At 37.6% G+C, this 14,822-nt stretch carries 14 protein-coding genes; 3 read left to right on the top strand and 11 right to left on the bottom strand.

The features are described 5' to 3' along the window. Positions 1–6: 6 nt before the first annotated feature. The 3 genes from OCV53_RS05810 to OCV53_RS05800 form a co-directional block, all read right to left on the bottom strand. On the bottom strand, positions 7–525 hold the full coding sequence (locus tag OCV53_RS05810; RefSeq protein WP_055197054.1) for a stage III sporulation protein AB: 519 nt from the start codon (positions 523–525) through the stop codon (positions 7–9). After that, positions 522–1,448 carry a stage III sporulation protein AA gene (gene spoIIIAA, locus OCV53_RS05805; RefSeq protein ID WP_055197051.1) on the bottom strand — a complete coding sequence of 309 codons (927 nt, stop codon included), beginning with the start codon at positions 1,446–1,448 and terminating at the stop codon, positions 522–524. Before spoIIIAA ends, OCV53_RS05810 begins: the two co-directional genes overlap by 4 nt. An 87-nt stretch (positions 1,449–1,535) precedes the next feature. Further along, on the bottom strand, positions 1,536–3,515 hold the full coding sequence (locus OCV53_RS05800; protein WP_055197049.1) for a DNA topoisomerase: 1,980 nt from the start codon (positions 3,513–3,515) through the stop codon (positions 1,536–1,538). Between the two features lie 132 nt (positions 3,516–3,647). Here OCV53_RS05800 and OCV53_RS05795 point away from each other — a divergent pair, with 132 nt between their 5' ends. From OCV53_RS05795 to OCV53_RS05785, 3 genes are all read left to right on the top strand, one after another. Beyond that, on the top strand, positions 3,648–4,286 hold the full coding sequence (locus tag OCV53_RS05795) for a lactate utilization protein (RefSeq protein WP_022375750.1): 639 nt from the start codon (positions 3,648–3,650) through the stop codon (positions 4,284–4,286). Between the two features lie 35 nt (positions 4,287–4,321). Beyond that, positions 4,322–5,671: a DUF6056 family protein gene (locus OCV53_RS05790; protein ID WP_022375751.1), complete on the top strand. Its 1,350-nt coding sequence runs from the start codon at positions 4,322–4,324 to the stop codon at positions 5,669–5,671. 150 nt (positions 5,672–5,821) lie between these two features. Then, complete coding sequence (locus tag OCV53_RS05785; RefSeq protein WP_055197044.1) at positions 5,822–6,760, top strand: helix-turn-helix transcriptional regulator; 939 nt, start codon at positions 5,822–5,824, stop codon at positions 6,758–6,760. On the opposite strand, the gene OCV53_RS05780 is transcribed toward OCV53_RS05785, so the two are convergent. From OCV53_RS05780 to OCV53_RS05745, 8 genes are all read right to left on the bottom strand, one after another. Continuing rightward, positions 6,729–7,118 carry a hypothetical protein gene (locus OCV53_RS05780; protein WP_022375753.1) on the bottom strand — a complete coding sequence of 130 codons (390 nt, stop codon included), beginning with the start codon at positions 7,116–7,118 and terminating at the stop codon, positions 6,729–6,731. The genes OCV53_RS05785 and OCV53_RS05780 overlap by 32 nt on opposite strands. Before the next feature lie 25 nt (positions 7,119–7,143). Then, entirely contained in the window at positions 7,144–8,634 is a 1,491-nt protein-coding gene (locus OCV53_RS05775) for a L,D-transpeptidase family protein (RefSeq protein ID WP_055197042.1), read from the bottom strand. A gap of 36 nt (positions 8,635–8,670) precedes the next feature. Further along, positions 8,671–9,906 carry a serine hydroxymethyltransferase gene (gene glyA / locus OCV53_RS05770; protein ID WP_055197040.1) on the bottom strand — a complete coding sequence of 412 codons (1,236 nt, stop codon included), beginning with the start codon at positions 9,904–9,906 and terminating at the stop codon, positions 8,671–8,673. A 94-nt stretch (positions 9,907–10,000) separates the two neighbouring features. Beyond that, positions 10,001–10,471, bottom strand: coding sequence for an ACT domain-containing protein (locus tag OCV53_RS05765; RefSeq protein ID WP_055197038.1), 471 nt, complete (start codon positions 10,469–10,471; stop codon positions 10,001–10,003). A gap of 4 nt (positions 10,472–10,475) precedes the next feature. After that, positions 10,476–12,269, bottom strand: a complete 1,794-nt coding sequence (gene aspS, locus OCV53_RS05760; RefSeq protein WP_055197036.1) for an aspartate--tRNA ligase — start codon at positions 12,267–12,269, stop codon at positions 10,476–10,478. A gap of 78 nt (positions 12,270–12,347) precedes the next feature. Beyond that, entirely contained in the window at positions 12,348–12,866 is a 519-nt protein-coding gene (locus tag OCV53_RS05755) for a flavin reductase family protein (protein ID WP_022375488.1), read from the bottom strand. Positions 12,867–12,952: 86 nt separating this feature from the next. Next, positions 12,953–14,197, bottom strand: a complete 1,245-nt coding sequence (hisS, locus tag OCV53_RS05750; RefSeq protein WP_022375487.1) for a histidine--tRNA ligase — start codon at positions 14,195–14,197, stop codon at positions 12,953–12,955. Beyond that, entirely contained in the window at positions 14,194–14,817 is a 624-nt protein-coding gene (locus OCV53_RS05745; RefSeq protein ID WP_022375486.1) for an HD-GYP domain-containing protein, read from the bottom strand. Before OCV53_RS05745 ends, hisS begins: the two co-directional genes overlap by 4 nt. Positions 14,818–14,822: the final 5 nt, after the last annotated feature.

The raw sequence follows: 14,822 nt of genomic DNA, 5'->3' as shown, positions 1-14,822 counted from the left end.
TGTATTTTATAATAAAATGATCACGATCAAGACACTTAGTGATATTCCAAGACTTCGATACATTTTACAGTTTTTTACTACTTGATCTTTCATCAGAAAAATCTGGTCATCGAGCTGTTCGATCGTTAACAGGATTGTTTTTTCCTGCATCTGCTGATCCAGGTATCCGATCGTTTCTCCCATATTTTTTAAGATTTCATAAAACTTCGGTTCGTAGATCACCTGTTTTAATTTCTTTTCAGCTGCCTGCTGCCATACTTTAGCAAAGGATTCTTCGCTATGTGTCTCTAACTGTTTTGCCACGTTTTTTAGGAATGGCTGGTATTCTTTTTCTGTTTTTGTTGATATTTTTAATACCGCTTCTGGAAGCGGGGTAAATCCATAGCGGATCTCTCCTTGCAGAAGGTATAACATTCGTTTGATCGCAATTCCCTGTTCTAGACGTTTTTGTTCTTTTGCGGCTTTGTGAAATCCAAATCCGATCCCTGCGAAAATGACGATCAGTGATCCTAATACTTTGATCAATTTAGTACCACCCCGTTTTCATCCATGATCTTTGTGATATATCCTGGTTGGTCTCGCTGTTCTAAGATCACGTAGCGTTGGAACATTTTTTTGTTGATGATCTCTCGCATATAGGGATTCTTAGATAAGGATTCCTTATTCTTTCCATGAGCGGTTGCTAAAATGCTGCATCCGCGGTAGGCACAGAAAAATAAAGCTTCAACATCTTCTTTGCTTCCGATCTCATCCACAGCGATCACATCAGGTGCCATGGATCGGATCAGCATATTCATACCCTGCCCTTTTTCACATGCATCCATGATATCGGTCTGGATACCGAGATCATTTTGGGCAACACCTTGATAACATGCTCCGATCTCGCTTCGCTCATCGACAACACCAACTGTCTGTCCTTCATCGGAGATTTTTCTTATCATATCCCGAAGTAATGTTGTCTTCCCACAGCCTGGCGGAGAGATGATCAAGGTTGGGATGAGTTTTCCCATTCTGGTACACATAGAATAAAGGGCGTCTGCGCATCCTTTCACTTCGTGTGCAACGCGGATATTTAAACCGGAAATATGTCGAATTGTTTTGACTTTGTCATGGTCCATCACAACCGTTCCACAGATTCCAACACGGTGTCCACCTCTTATTGTTAAAAAGCCTTGTTTTAGCTGTTCGATATAGGCATACATCGAATAGCTGCTGATATATTCCATGGCTTGTCTGATCTCTTGTGACGTTACGATATGTAATTGTTCTTTTCTTGTTGTGATCTTTCCCTGTTCGGATAAATAACAGGCTTTCGACTTGTATTTTAAAATGACTGGCTTTTGAATACGCAGGCGGATTTCCTGAAGGTCGTCCCAGTTGATGTCTGCCTGCTTTATGATGGTTCTGATATGTAATGGAAGGATTCCTAAGATTTCTTCCTCTTTCATAAATTTAAAAACACCTCCCCATTTTGGTATAATCCAAATATATGTGATAGAAGGTGTTTTTATGAATGTTGTTTTATTTTTCTTCGTTTATTTTTTCTTTTGATAATATGGTGCGATCTGATCAAATGATTGTCTTAACTGATACTGGAAGTTATTTTGTTTGACGATATTTGTCTTCTGGGTGACAAACTTGTCTAACTTCTGCATGTACTCTTCTTCTGTGACGGTTCCTTCTGCCACGTAGGTTAATCCTTTTTCCCAGCTTGCAGTTAAGGTTGGGTTTAGGAGTGATCCAATGGATGCACTGACAACGTTTACGATCATCTCTCCAGTTAACGTTGGAGTTACGATCTGTGTCTTTTTATTTAATGCGATGTATTTATTGGACACAAGTTTCTTTACGATCTCTGCTCTTGTCGCACTTGTTCCGATTCCGCTTCCTTTGATCTGTTCTCTTAAATCTTCATCTTCAATGAGCTGTCCTGCATTTTCCATGGCAAGGATCAAAGAACCTGAGTTGTATCGTTTTGGTGCGGATGTTGTTCCATCTTTGATCTTGTATTCTTTGACTGGTAGTTTCATACCTTTCTTTAACGATGAGATTGCATTGATCTGTTCTTCTGTTAATGCAACTTCTTTTTTCTGGCCGCCCATTCCAGTCACTTTTAAGTATCCTGGGTCTTTTAGCATCTTAAAGTTTGCAAAGAATGCTTCACCTTTGGTCTGTGTCTCTAATTTGATCTTCAAATATACTGCTGGCGGCATAAAGATGCTTAGGAATCTTCTGGCAATCACATCGTAGACTTTCTGTCCCATCTCTGAGATTCTTGATAAGCTGTTCACTGCCTGTCCGGTTGGAATGATCGCATAATGGTCGGTGATCTTTTTGTCATCCACATATTTGGATTTGATCATTCCCTGATATTTCTTGCCTTGCATGATCTCATTTGCAAAGCCTGATAATGGAGCGTAGTTATTTAAACCTCCGATATTTTTATAAATCTCTTTAGCGACTGCACTTGATAAGACTCTGGCATCGGTTCTTGGGTATGTAACCAGTTTCTTTTCATATAGGTCCTGGACAACTTTTAATGTCTCATCTGGACTTAATTTGAATCGTTTAGAACATTCATTCTGTAATTCTGCAAGATTATATAATAATGGCGGATTCTTCTTTTCCTGTCGTTTGGAGGATGATACAACGATTGTCTCATTGTTGCTGCCATCTTCTAAATATTTGATAAATTCCTGTGCATCTTTCTTATCCAAGAATCCATTGTCTTTATATAACTTGTTAGATTCAAAGTATTTTGATCCTTTGACCGCTTTCCATTCCGCTTCTACCTGAAATCCCCGACAGTCAAAGTGTCCTAAGATTCTGTAAAACGGTGTTGGCACAAAGGTACGGATCTCTCGTTCTCTCTTGACGATCATTCCGAGAACACAGGTCATCACTCGTCCGACTGCTACCACTAAACTTCGTTTCTGATTTAAATAGTTACCGAGTGTCCAGCCATATTTGAGTGTCAGGACTCTGGAGAAGTTGATTCCCATCAGATAGTCTTCTTTGGCTCGCAGGTATGCGGCGGCTGCTAGGTTGTCGTATTCACTTAAGTCTTTCGCTTCTTTTACCCCGCGGATCACTTCTTCTTTTGTCTGGGAATCAATCCAGACACGTTTTTTCTTCTTGTCTTTGCTGACATTGGCCTGCTGGTCTACCAGACGGTAGATGTATTCTCCCTCTCGTCCGGAGTCAGTGCAGACGTAGATCGTATCGATATCTTCTCGGTTTAGGAGAGATGATACGATATCAAATTGTTTCTGGACTCCTGGGATGGTTTCGTATTTGAATGTCTCTGGAATAAATGGAATGGTTTCTAAGTCCCATTTCTTTAACGCAGGATCGTACTGGTCTGGGTAGGACATGGTGACTAAGTGTCCGACACACCATGTGATAACTGCCTTGTCTCCTTCCATATATCCGTCTCTGTTTTTTGCATTTATGTTAAGTGCCGCTGCAAATTCTCTGGCGACACTTGGTTTTTCTGTGATAAATAGTGCTTTCAAAAAAATACCTCTTTCTAAAAGTTTTACATAATATTATATCATATTGTTTTGAAACATGATATAATGAATTTTGATTTATGGGATTTTAAAGGATAGGTCCCATTTTAACTTTATATGGAAAGGATGATATAAATGTTTTTAAATGAAGCAACAAAACTTCGTGCACAGACGATTATCAAAGGTCTGGAAAAGAGAAATATGGAGGGTGTCTTCTGCGAGACAAAGGAAGATGCACTTGCGAAAGCTTTAAGTTACATAGAAGAAGGTTCTTCTGTTACTTGGGGTGGTTCCATGAGTATTTCTGAAATCGGTTTAATGGATGCAGTGAAGAATGGTAACTATGAAATCATTGACCGTTCTGTTGCAAAAAATTATGACGAGCAGCGTGAGATCTTTTCTAAAGCAGTATTAGCTGATTACTATCTAATGAGTTCCAATGCGATCACGCTTGATGGTGAACTGATCAATATTGATGGTACTGGTAACCGTGTTGCATGTTTAACTTATGGACCTAAGAATGTGATCATGATCGTTGGTATGAATAAGGTTGTCAATGATGTAGAAGATGGTATAAAGAGAGTCCGCAACTTTGCCAGTCCTCCAAACACTCTTCGTCTTGGACTTAAAACTCCTTGTTCTATGACTGGTCGTTGTGGTGACTGCTATGGTGACACTTGCATCTGCAGCCAGATTGTTGTAACACGTCGTCAGAGTGCTGCAATGAGAGGCCGTATTAAAATCATTCTTGTAGGAGAATCTTTAGGATATTAGATTTTTCTTAATAACTACATAAAGAGAGAACTTTTATGAAATCTAAAAAAAATTATATTTATTTTTTGTTATTCGCTGTTTTTATGATACTCGTCCATGTTTATATAAAACCTGTTTTCGGAGATGAAATTCATTTTCGGGCAAAACTGATCAGCTATCATTATGATATTTTATCGCTTCTTAAATGGCGATGGATGAATTGGAGTTCGCGTTTTATTCTCGAATTTCCAATGTATCTTATGGCAGTCCTGCCTTCTATTTTATGGAAGATCATTGACTGCATCTGTTTTATAGCAGTATTTTATATGATATCCATATATACAGATGAGAAATTATTTTTGCTGACTTGTATTTGTTCTTATCCGCTGATCCATCTTGCTTCTGCTGGATGGATCGCAACAACGACAAACTATTTGTGGCCGTTTACAGCTGGACTTGCTGCTTTTTATTTGTTTATGAAACTTGTCAGTCAAGCTGACTTAAACGTTCCACAATTTCTTTTATATTCGTTGTTATTGATATATGCCACAAACAGTGAACTTATTTCCTGTCTGTTTTTATTGGCGGTTTTGTTATTCTTTGTTTATGATCACCTATTTTATTATAGACGCCGACTGATCAAAAATCGAAAGGTTATCATCTGGTCTCTTCTGCTATCGATCGCAGGAATCGTTAATGTATTGATCTGCCCAGGGAATCAAAATCGAATTGCAAAAGAGATTACACAGTGGATGCCTGATTATGCACAATTATCATTTTTCAGGAAATTGCAGCTTTGTGTTGTATCAACGATTCAACATTTTACTTCTATTCCAAATATGATCTTTCTATTGTTAGGTTTTCTTATTGCATGTATCATAATTTCGGATCAGCGTTTCAATCTGTTATATAAACTGATCGGCACAGTTCCTTTTGTCATCAGCTTATTATTGACCGCATATTATGGCTGGTTTAACATTTTGAAAAAACATAATCTAAATTATGTGCTTCCAGAAGTAACAATGAAATCATCCTCTCAGATTCTTATGCAGATGATTCTTTTTGTATTATCTGTAATCTATCTTATCTGTATGTTGATTTCTATTTTTTACATCTTCCGTGATGACACAAAATATGGAGTGAAACAATATGAGCAAAGTTTCTGTCTCGTTAGTATTTACTTTGGTGGACTGATCTCGCGTTTTACATTATTATTCTCTCCTACGATGCTTGCATCTGGAACACGTATTTATTTTATTTTCTATATGGCACAAATATGGATCTTATCAAAATTATTTGAAAAAATAAAAAGTCAGCCACTTCGTATTTTATGCTATATCATATGCATTGCAGGAATCATAGTCAATCTTATTATGCTTTATATGTTACAGCGAAAATACATCTGATGCTTTAGATTCTGAATAAAAAGTAAGCACTGATATGGTATATATTACCTGTCAGTGCTTGTTTTTTTATAACAATCATAGTAAAATCAAACTAGATTATGACATATTTCGACATTTATTATAACAATTTTGATTTTATGAGGTTTTTCTATGATTTATGATATTTATGATGCATCCATACATTCTTATCCTGCCGGCAGACTTAGTGATGGTGTTTCTTTTGATCGAAAGATTCTTGAAATCCGACAGATCCCTGGTGGATTTTTATTTCCGCGTATAAGTTGTCATTTTGAATTTATCTATCTTCTCTCTGGCACTATGGAATTTCGTATCCGCCAAAAGGCTTTCTTGGTATCTTCCGGTGAGGGATTTTTTATCAACATGAATGAGATTTATTCGGCTTGTACTTATCAATCTTATGACTGCCACTTTGTCATTTATCGTGTTTCACCATCCGTCTTATTTCAGACCGAAAACAATCCTTTGTATCAGAAATATATCCGACCCCTGATCGATCAGCCTTCTTTTGGATACCAGACACTTGTACCAAAAATTCCTTGGCAGAAATATATTCTTGAAATGATTCGTAAAATGAATGATATCTGTGACCGTCCTGTTGATGGTTATGAACTGAAGATCAACCATTTTGTAAACGAGATCTTTTATTATATCTTTCATAATGTGAATCTCTCCAAAGAACTGTCCTTAAAAGAATCCAGAGATTTGGAACGTATGAAAGATGTGATGATATATCTCAATAAATCGATCGACCAAAAGCATACACTCGCTGATATTGCTTCTTACTGCCATCTAAGCAATAGTGAATGCTGCCGACTCTTTCAAAGAAATGTTCATCTAAGTCCTGTGGATTATCTGAATCAGCTTCGTATTCATATGAGCTTGTCTGAGATCATCAAACATGAGAAAAAGATAACAGATATCGCTAAGATGTATGGTTTCTCTGGCAGCAGTTATTTCTCTGAAATGTTTAAAAAGACCCTCGGCATAACGCCAAGAGCCTTTTATAAATCTGTTCTTCAGCAACAAACTCTTTCTTCTAACGCTGATCCCATTCACGGAAGGCGATGAATTTCGTCTTCCAAAGAAGGCTCAATGCTGGTGTTAATGCCCAGATCATCTTTGTCTCTTCTTGCATGATCAGATCGATCTTTAATATCCCCGCATACTGAATTACCAGTAGTAACGTAAAGATCACTAGTAATCCATATGCAACAGAATAAGAATTATGCACTTTCTGCCCGATCTTCTCACTAAAGTAAAAACGATCCAGCGTCAGAGAAATGATCGAGATCACTGATAAAATGATATTGATCGTATAAAATGTATGCATATCCATATGATTAAACCAAGTTGCCAAAACTCCTAGAAAGATTATGATCTGTGCATACCATAATACTTTTTCCTGTTTTTCATATTGATTTCTCATCGATTGAAACCTCTTTTTCTTTCTTTTAATAATGAATAAATACAGGATCTCCGATCTTCGTCAGGTTATATACAGATCTTGCATCTGATAATGTTAAGTTAACACATCCATGAGATCCATTCGTCTTATAATACGTTGGTGACCAGCTTCCCCAGTCTCCTCTGCTGCTGTAATGATATCCTGTTCCTGTCCACATGATCCTTGTCCAGTATCTTGTTGGAACACTGTAATCCGCACCTGTTAATGTCTTTGTAAGTTTCTTCTCTTTGATGTCATAAACACCAGTTCTTGTGATACGATCTGGTGTTGCTTTTCCAGTGATACAGGTTGTGCTGAATACAAGTTTTCCTTTCTTGTAGACGAAAACTTCCTGTGCTGACAGATCAACTTCACTGTAGTTTTGTGTATCCCAGTCATTTTGCTTGTTCGTATAATCCATACGATATCCTTTGTGGCTGTAGACTGGTTTTAAGCTTGTAAGTAAAGCCTGTTCATTCTCCTTGGAAGGGTCTTTCTCATAGGCTTTGATCGCAGATTCTTCTGGTGCTTTCTTTAACGCTTTCATTGTCTGTGCGATAACTTTATCATAATCAATACGCCATCCATAGTCTCCACCACTGACTTTGATTTTCTTACCTGAATGTGTCTTAAATGTTCTGGCAATTCCCTGTGTCTTATATTTTAAGCAAAAACTTTCCAGCCATTTTTCAACTTTTGCTTGGCTTAATTTTACTGTTCGTTTCTTTGTGTTCACTGTGATACAATCTTTTAATGCATCTGGTCCTAATGTTTCCTTTACACCATTTCCCATATCCCACTGGATAAAATGAAAAAGGTATTCGTTATAAGTTGTCTGCATTTGTTTTAACTGCTCATCATCATGATATAAACCTGGTTTCACATAGACATCTGGATTGTTTTTCTCATCTGTTAAATTCAATGTTTTACTTAAGGATTCTACAGATCTCTTTGTTGCATTATAGAATTCTTTTCGATTGAGATAGTTTCCTTTGTCTTCTTTCTGAATCACACCATACTTCTTATTGGTATCATATGTAATTGTTGCATCAACCGGTTTTGTAATCTTATAAGAATCATTGCCTTTTACTAATACAGACTGTTTTAATTTTTTATTTAATTTCTTCTCTGATAATGTTACAGCTGTAACATTTGTCTTTGATCCACCAAAGAATGCTGAGAATACACTTTTCTTGTGCTGCGCATCATATGCTTCTTTGACTTTTTCTTCAGAAGTAAAAGCAAGATCAATCTCTTTTCCTGAAATCATTTCCTGCCCTTTATTTCTTCCCTTGATCTTTAACTTGTAAGAATCAATGGATTTCTTTACTTTCTTCACTGATTCTTCGTATGTCATTCCTGACACATCAACCTTGTTAAATGTACTCCCCGGATACCAACGGTTCTGATAATGGGCATGGACACCGATAGCGGCTGCTATTAAAACAACCGCTACGACACCTCCTATGATTCCCCCTTGTTTCTTTGTAATCCTCATTTTAATTTTTGCCTCCAAATCCAACACTATGATGGATTATTCATAGATTGGATATTTTTTTGTTAATCCTAATACTAATTCGTTTGCTTCATCAAGCTTCTTATCTAATAATGTCAGACGGATAGCTTTTGCGATCACTTTCATATCGTCTTCTTTCAGTCCACGTGTTGTAACAGCTGGTGTTCCAAGACGTAATCCTGATGTTACAAATGGAGATTTTGGATCGTTTGGTACTGTGTTCTTGTTACATGTGATATGTACAGAATCAAGTACTTTTTCAGCTTCTTTTCCTGTCAGACCATATTTCTTAAGGTCTACTAACATTAAGTGGTTGTCTGTTCCTCCAGATACGATATCGAATCCTTCTTCGATCAGTGCATTTGCAAGAGTATCTGCATTCTTCACAACCTGTTTCATATAATCTTTAAATGATGGATCTAATGCTTCTTTAAATGCTACAGCTTTACCAGCAATTACGTGCATTAATGGTCCACCCTGGATTCCTGGGAAGATTGCTTTGTTGAAGTTATATTTTTCGTTCACTTCGTTGCTGCACATGATCATTCCACCACGAGGTCCTCTTAATGTCTTATGTGTAGTAGTTGTTGTTACATGAGCATAAGGGATTGGACTCTGGTGTAATCCTGTTGCAACTAATCCTGCGATATGAGCCATATCTACCATTAAAACAGCTCCAACTTTGTCAGCGATCTCACGGAAACGTTTGAAGTTGATCTCCCTTGCATATGCGCTTGCACCAGCGATGATCATCTTTGGTTTGCATTCTAATGCAATTCTTTCTACTTCATCATAATCGATGAATCCTTCTTCGTTTACTCCGTATGGTACGCAGTGATAGTTTTTACCAGACATGTTGACTGGGCTTCCGTGTGTTAAATGTCCACCATGGTCTAAGCTCATTCCCATGTATGTATCTCCGACATTTAATACTGCGAAAAATACTGCCATGTTAGCCTGTGCTCCAGAATGGGGCTGTACATTTACATATTCACATCCAAATAATTCTTTGGCACGTTCTCTTGCAAGATCTTCTACAACGTCTACATACTGGCATCCACCATAGTAACGTTTTCCTGGATATCCTTCTGCATATTTGTTTGTTAAATGACTTCCCATTGCAGCCATAACAGCTTTTGAAACAAGGTTTTCAGATGCAATCAACTCAAGATTTGTTCTCTGTCTTGTTAATTCGTTTTCCATTGCTTCTGCTAATTCTGGATCGTAGTTTTTTACTTCGCTAAAATCAAACATAGTTTTCTCCTTTATATGTTATGTAAAATAATATTATGTCTCGTATGTTATGTCTATCTGTCTGATCTTTTTATTGATCGTTTGATTTATCTGATTATTCCTGGAACTGTTCTTTTAACGCTTCCACTGCACGTTCTACGCGGCTTTGTTTGATCAAAACTGTGATCTTGATCTCTGATGTATAGATTAAGTGGATGTTGATTCCACGGTTATATAATGCTTCAAACATCTTAGATGCTGCTCCACTATTAGACATCATTCCTGCTCCGACGATGGATACGATTCCAACTTCTTTGTCACTAATGATCTCATCATAATCTGCTTCATCAAATGCTTTCTTTAATGTTTCAACGGCATGATCTGCTTCATCCTGTGCTACAACAAAAGAGATGTCTTTGTTCTCTCCTCGTCCGATAGACTGAAGGATCAGTTCCACGTTGATTTTTTCTTCTGCAATGGCACCAAAAACTTTGGCTGCGATTCCAGGCTGGTTTTTGATTCCTTTGATTGCGATCAGTGCAACTTCAGAGTTAGACTGAACACCGCTAAATAACATTTTCTCCATCTGATTATTCCTCCTCTGGTGTTGAAAGTTCAATTCCAAGTTCTTCTAACTGTAATGTATCAACCGGTCCTGGAGCCTGTGTCATCAGACAAGATGCATCTTTAACTTTCGGGAAGGCGATGACATCACGAATACTGTCTTCTCCTGTTAACCACATAACAAGACGGTCAAGACCATAAGCTAAACCAGCATGTGGTGGTACTCCATATTTAAATGCATCTAATAAGAATCCGAAGCGGTTGTGTGCATCTTCTTTTGTAAATCCAAGAGCTTCAAACATCTTCTCCTGAATATCATCCTGATGGATACGGATAGATCCACCACCAAGTTCTGTACCATTTAATACGATATCGTATGCTTTCGCACGGACATCTCCTGGTCTTTCATCGATGAATTCAAGATCTTCTTCAAATGGCATTGTAAATGGATGATGCATTGCTGTGTAACGGTTCTGTTCGTCGCTCCACTCAAGTAATGGGAATTCTGTTACCCATAAGAACTTGTACTGGGATTTATCGATCATATCGTACTGTTTTGCAATGTGAAGTCTTAAATTACCAAGAACATCAAAGACAACTTTATCTTTGTCTGCAGCAAATAATAATAAGTCTCCTGCTTCTCCATCCATTGCTTTGATCAGTGCATCCATCTCTTCTTCTTTCATGAATTTGGCGAAGGATGATTTCACTGTTCCATCACTCTTTAACTGAATGTATGCCAGACCTTTAGCTCCGAAGTCTTTTGCGTAATCAACGAATCCGTCGATCTTCTTACGTCCAAGATCTCCTAAACCTTTGGCATTTAATCCTCTGACTGATCCACCATTTTCTAATGCTCCTTTAAATACCATAAAGTCGCATCCAGCTACTGTCTCGGATACATTTGTAAGTTCCATTCCGAAACGCATATCTGGTTTGTCAGATCCAAAGCGGTCCATTGCTTCTTTGTATGTCATGCGAAGCATAGGAAGCTGTACATCAATATCTAATACTTCTTTAAAAATCTTCTTTAACAGACGTTCGTTTACATCGATGACATCATCAACGTCAACAAATGAAAGTTCCATATCGATCTGTGTAAACTCTGGCTGACGGTCTGCACGTAAATCTTCATCACGGAAACATTTCGCGATCTGATAGTAACGATCAAATCCAGAGCACATTAACAGCTGTTTAAATAACTGTGGTGACTGTGGAAGTCCATAAAATTCTCCTGGATGTACACGACTTGGTACAAGGTAATCTCTTGCCCCTTCTGGTGTACTCTTTCCTAAGATTGGTGTCTCGATCTCTAAGAATCCTTCATCACCTAAGAAATTACGCACCATTCTTGTTACATCATTACGAATGCGTAAGTTTCTCTGAAGATTTGGTCTTCTAAGATCAAGATAACGATATTTTAAACGAAGTTCATCTTTGACTGTCTGATTCTCGTCAATTGGAAATGGAGGAGTTTCTGATTCTGATAAGATACGCAGTGTATGTACCTTGATCTCGATATCTCCTGTCTTTAAATTCTCGTTGATCGCTGCACTTCTCTTCTCTACAGTACCTACTGCTGCAACGACATACTCACTTCTTAGAGAGTTTGCCTTATTATAGTCTTCCTCGGATAATACTTCCTGATCAAAGACTAACTGTAAGATTCCTGAACGGTCTCTTAAGTCTACAAAAATAAGACTTCCTAAATTTCTTCGTTTCTGTACCCATCCCATGACAGTGACTTCTGTTCCGATAAGTTTGTTGCTTACCTCTGTACATCGGTGGGATCTGGCTAAACCTGACATTGATTCTGCCATGATATAATTTCCTCCTTCATCCTTTTCACTTTGTACGAAAGGCAGAGCCCAATCTCTGGTTCTGCCTTGTATATTCTTTTATGAATCTTTTCTTACAAGGATCTGTTCGATCTCTGCAGCGTAAAGTACATGATAATCCTCATTAGGATACCACTGTTCATCTAAAGATTTATCAACAAATCCTGCTGGATCCATTGGCTGAGAATATAATTTTTTACAGATCAGTACGATCTTTGCTTCCTCAAAAAATGGAATCCCATTCGCATCTGTTGGTGTCAGACGTGTCTTTGCGATCTTGTCTTCATCTCTTCCTGATACGCTTCCAAGATAGCTTAAATCCTTCTTGAATGTATCATCATAGAAAGATAATGTAAATGATTCTGACTGATCAATGAATTCTTTTGTATATCTTTGTGGTCTTAGAACTGTCACAGCAACATTCTTTCCCCACATAACACCGAAACCACCCCATGAGGCAGTCATTGTGTTTACTTTTCCTTCTTGATTCTTTGCAGTAACAAGCATCCATTCCTTACCGATCAGACGAAATACGCTCTGGTCGAAGTCTTCTGGTGCCACGATTGCATATTCACTCATGCATTATTACCTCCTTTCCTGTAATCATTACTCATTATATATGATTTTGTCAAAAATGTCACGAACTAGTACAAGAAAGCATAATTTTATTTTAAACAATCTGCAATCTTATCAAGAGAAACTGTTGTAATCTCTCTTGTTTCCATATTTTTAACATTTCCTTCATTCTTGGCAATCTCATCATCACCAATAATAATTGTATTCTTGGCATTCAGCTTATTTGCATATTTCATCTGAGCTTTTACGCTTCTTCCAAGATAATCTGTTTCTACAACAAATCCCTGATTGCGAAGATCTACAACGATCTGGTAAGCTTTCGCTTTTGCTTCCTGTCCAAGAATCCCTACATAAAGATCAATATCTCTTGTGCATGGGAGATCAACACCTTCTTCTTCTAAGAAATATAGAATTCTTTCTACACCCATACCAAATCCAACAGATGGCATAGATATTTTTCCATCAATCTCATGAACAAGATTATCGTAACGTCCACCACCACATAATGTAAATCCATCTTCATTTACAAATTCAAAGACTGTCTTTGTATAGTAGTCAAGTCCACGAACGATCTCTGTGTCAACTTCATATGGAATATTCAGTGCTTCTAACAAGCTCTTTAATTCTTCAAAGTGTGCCTTACATTCATCGTCTAAGTAGTCGATCGTTCTTGGCGCATCTTTAACAATTTCCTTACATTCTGGTACTTTACAGTCGATAACACGTAATGGATTCTTTTCCATACGTTCTCTACATGTAGGACATAAATGTTCTTCATGCTCTTTTAAATAAGATAATAAGGCTTTATTATACTCCTTACGGCAGTGTTCGCAGCCAATGCTGTTGATGTGTAATTTTGCATCTTTTAATCCAATCTTTTTAATGAAAGTAGATACTAATGTGATCAGTTCTACTTCAGCTAATGGGCTTTCTGCTCCAACGAACTCAACTCCAAACTGATGGTGCTGTCTTAATCTCCCGCTCTGTGGTTTTTCATAACGGAAAGCTGGTGTGATATAAAACATCTTGATTGGCTGTGGTTCATTTGCAAGTCCATTCTGTAAATATGCACGGATCGCTCCTGCGGTTCCTTCTGGTTTTAAGGAAATACTTCTGTGTCCTTTATCTTCAAATGTATACATCTCTTTCTGAACCACATCCGTTGTTTCTCCAACACCTCTCTGGAAAAGTTCTGTATGTTCGAATACTGGTGTGATGATCTCGTGAATATTATAGGATGCGCATAATTCTTTAAACATATTCTCTAAATATGTGCGCTGGTCCATGTCTTTTCCAAACCAGTCTTTTGTTCCTCTTGGTGCCTGTGTAATCATTGTTGTTCCTCCTCAAATAAATCATCCAGATTGCCTTTTCCTATCACAGTTTCCATAACTCCATCAGAAAATGCAACTCTCTGGAATGCTAAAAATACTTTCATATCAAAATTCTTTACTTCATCGATCATGATATCGAGTGCAGTCTCAACATCAAATCCTTCCCTGTAATCACGATTTGAGATCAATGCGCCGAAAATATCGCATACATGCATGATCCTTCCAACCAATGGAATCTGCTTTCCGACCAGATTATGTGGATAACCAGTACCATCGTAGTGTTCATGATGATATAATACAGCATCTAAGACTGTCTGATCATAATCATAATCTGCAAGGATCGCATATCCGATCGATGGATGCATTCTCATATACCTTGTTTCATCAACGGCCAGAATTTCGTCCTCCACTTTCTCATTCATATAGAAATTAAGTCTTACTTTTCCAAGATCATGTACCATCCCTGCAACTGCAAGATCGTGGCATATCCCTTCTGAAAGTCCCAATTCCTTTCCAACAAGATAAGCTAAATTACTGACAATGATCCCATGACTTAATGTTTCTTTTATATCTGCATGGATCGGTGTCTCGATATCTGTTCGTCCATAACTGATTGCCATAATAA

Origin of the sequence: Anaerostipes amylophilus (assembly GCF_025567365.1) — a bacterium.
Taxonomy (GTDB): Bacteria; Bacillota; Clostridia; order Lachnospirales; family Lachnospiraceae; genus Anaerostipes; species Anaerostipes amylophilus.
The sequence above is the reverse complement of the archived record's forward strand: the minus strand, read 5'-3'. Positions and strand labels throughout refer to the sequence as shown.

What these genes read in the sequence shown, in the direction of transcription:
- spoIIIAA (WP_055197051.1), bottom strand. Translation starts at nt 1,448, where the DNA reads ATGAAAGAGGAAGAAATCTTAGGAATCCTTCCATTACATATCAGAACC.
- OCV53_RS05795 (WP_022375750.1), top strand. Translation starts at nt 3,648, where the DNA reads ATGTTTTTAAATGAAGCAACAAAACTTCGTGCACAGACGATTATCAAA.
- OCV53_RS05790 (WP_022375751.1), top strand. Translation starts at nt 4,322, where the DNA reads ATGAAATCTAAAAAAAATTATATTTATTTTTTGTTATTCGCTGTTTTT.
- OCV53_RS05785 (WP_055197044.1), top strand. Translation starts at nt 5,822, where the DNA reads ATGATTTATGATATTTATGATGCATCCATACATTCTTATCCTGCCGGC.
- OCV53_RS05780 (WP_022375753.1), bottom strand. Translation starts at nt 7,118, where the DNA reads ATGAGAAATCAATATGAAAAACAGGAAAAAGTATTATGGTATGCACAG.
- OCV53_RS05775 (WP_055197042.1), bottom strand. Translation starts at nt 8,634, where the DNA reads ATGAGGATTACAAAGAAACAAGGGGGAATCATAGGAGGTGTCGTAGCG.
- glyA (WP_055197040.1), bottom strand. Translation starts at nt 9,906, where the DNA reads ATGTTTGATTTTAGCGAAGTAAAAAACTACGATCCAGAATTAGCAGAA.
- OCV53_RS05765 (WP_055197038.1), bottom strand. Translation starts at nt 10,471, where the DNA reads ATGGAGAAAATGTTATTTAGCGGTGTTCAGTCTAACTCTGAAGTTGCA.
- aspS (WP_055197036.1), bottom strand. Translation starts at nt 12,269, where the DNA reads ATGGCAGAATCAATGTCAGGTTTAGCCAGATCCCACCGATGTACAGAG.
- OCV53_RS05755 (WP_022375488.1), bottom strand. Translation starts at nt 12,866, where the DNA reads ATGAGTGAATATGCAATCGTGGCACCAGAAGACTTCGACCAGAGCGTA.
- hisS (WP_022375487.1), bottom strand. Translation starts at nt 14,197, where the DNA reads ATGATTACACAGGCACCAAGAGGAACAAAAGACTGGTTTGGAAAAGAC.
- OCV53_RS05745 (WP_022375486.1), bottom strand. Translation starts at nt 14,817, where the DNA reads ATGGCAATCAGTTATGGACGAACAGATATCGAGACACCGATCCATGCA.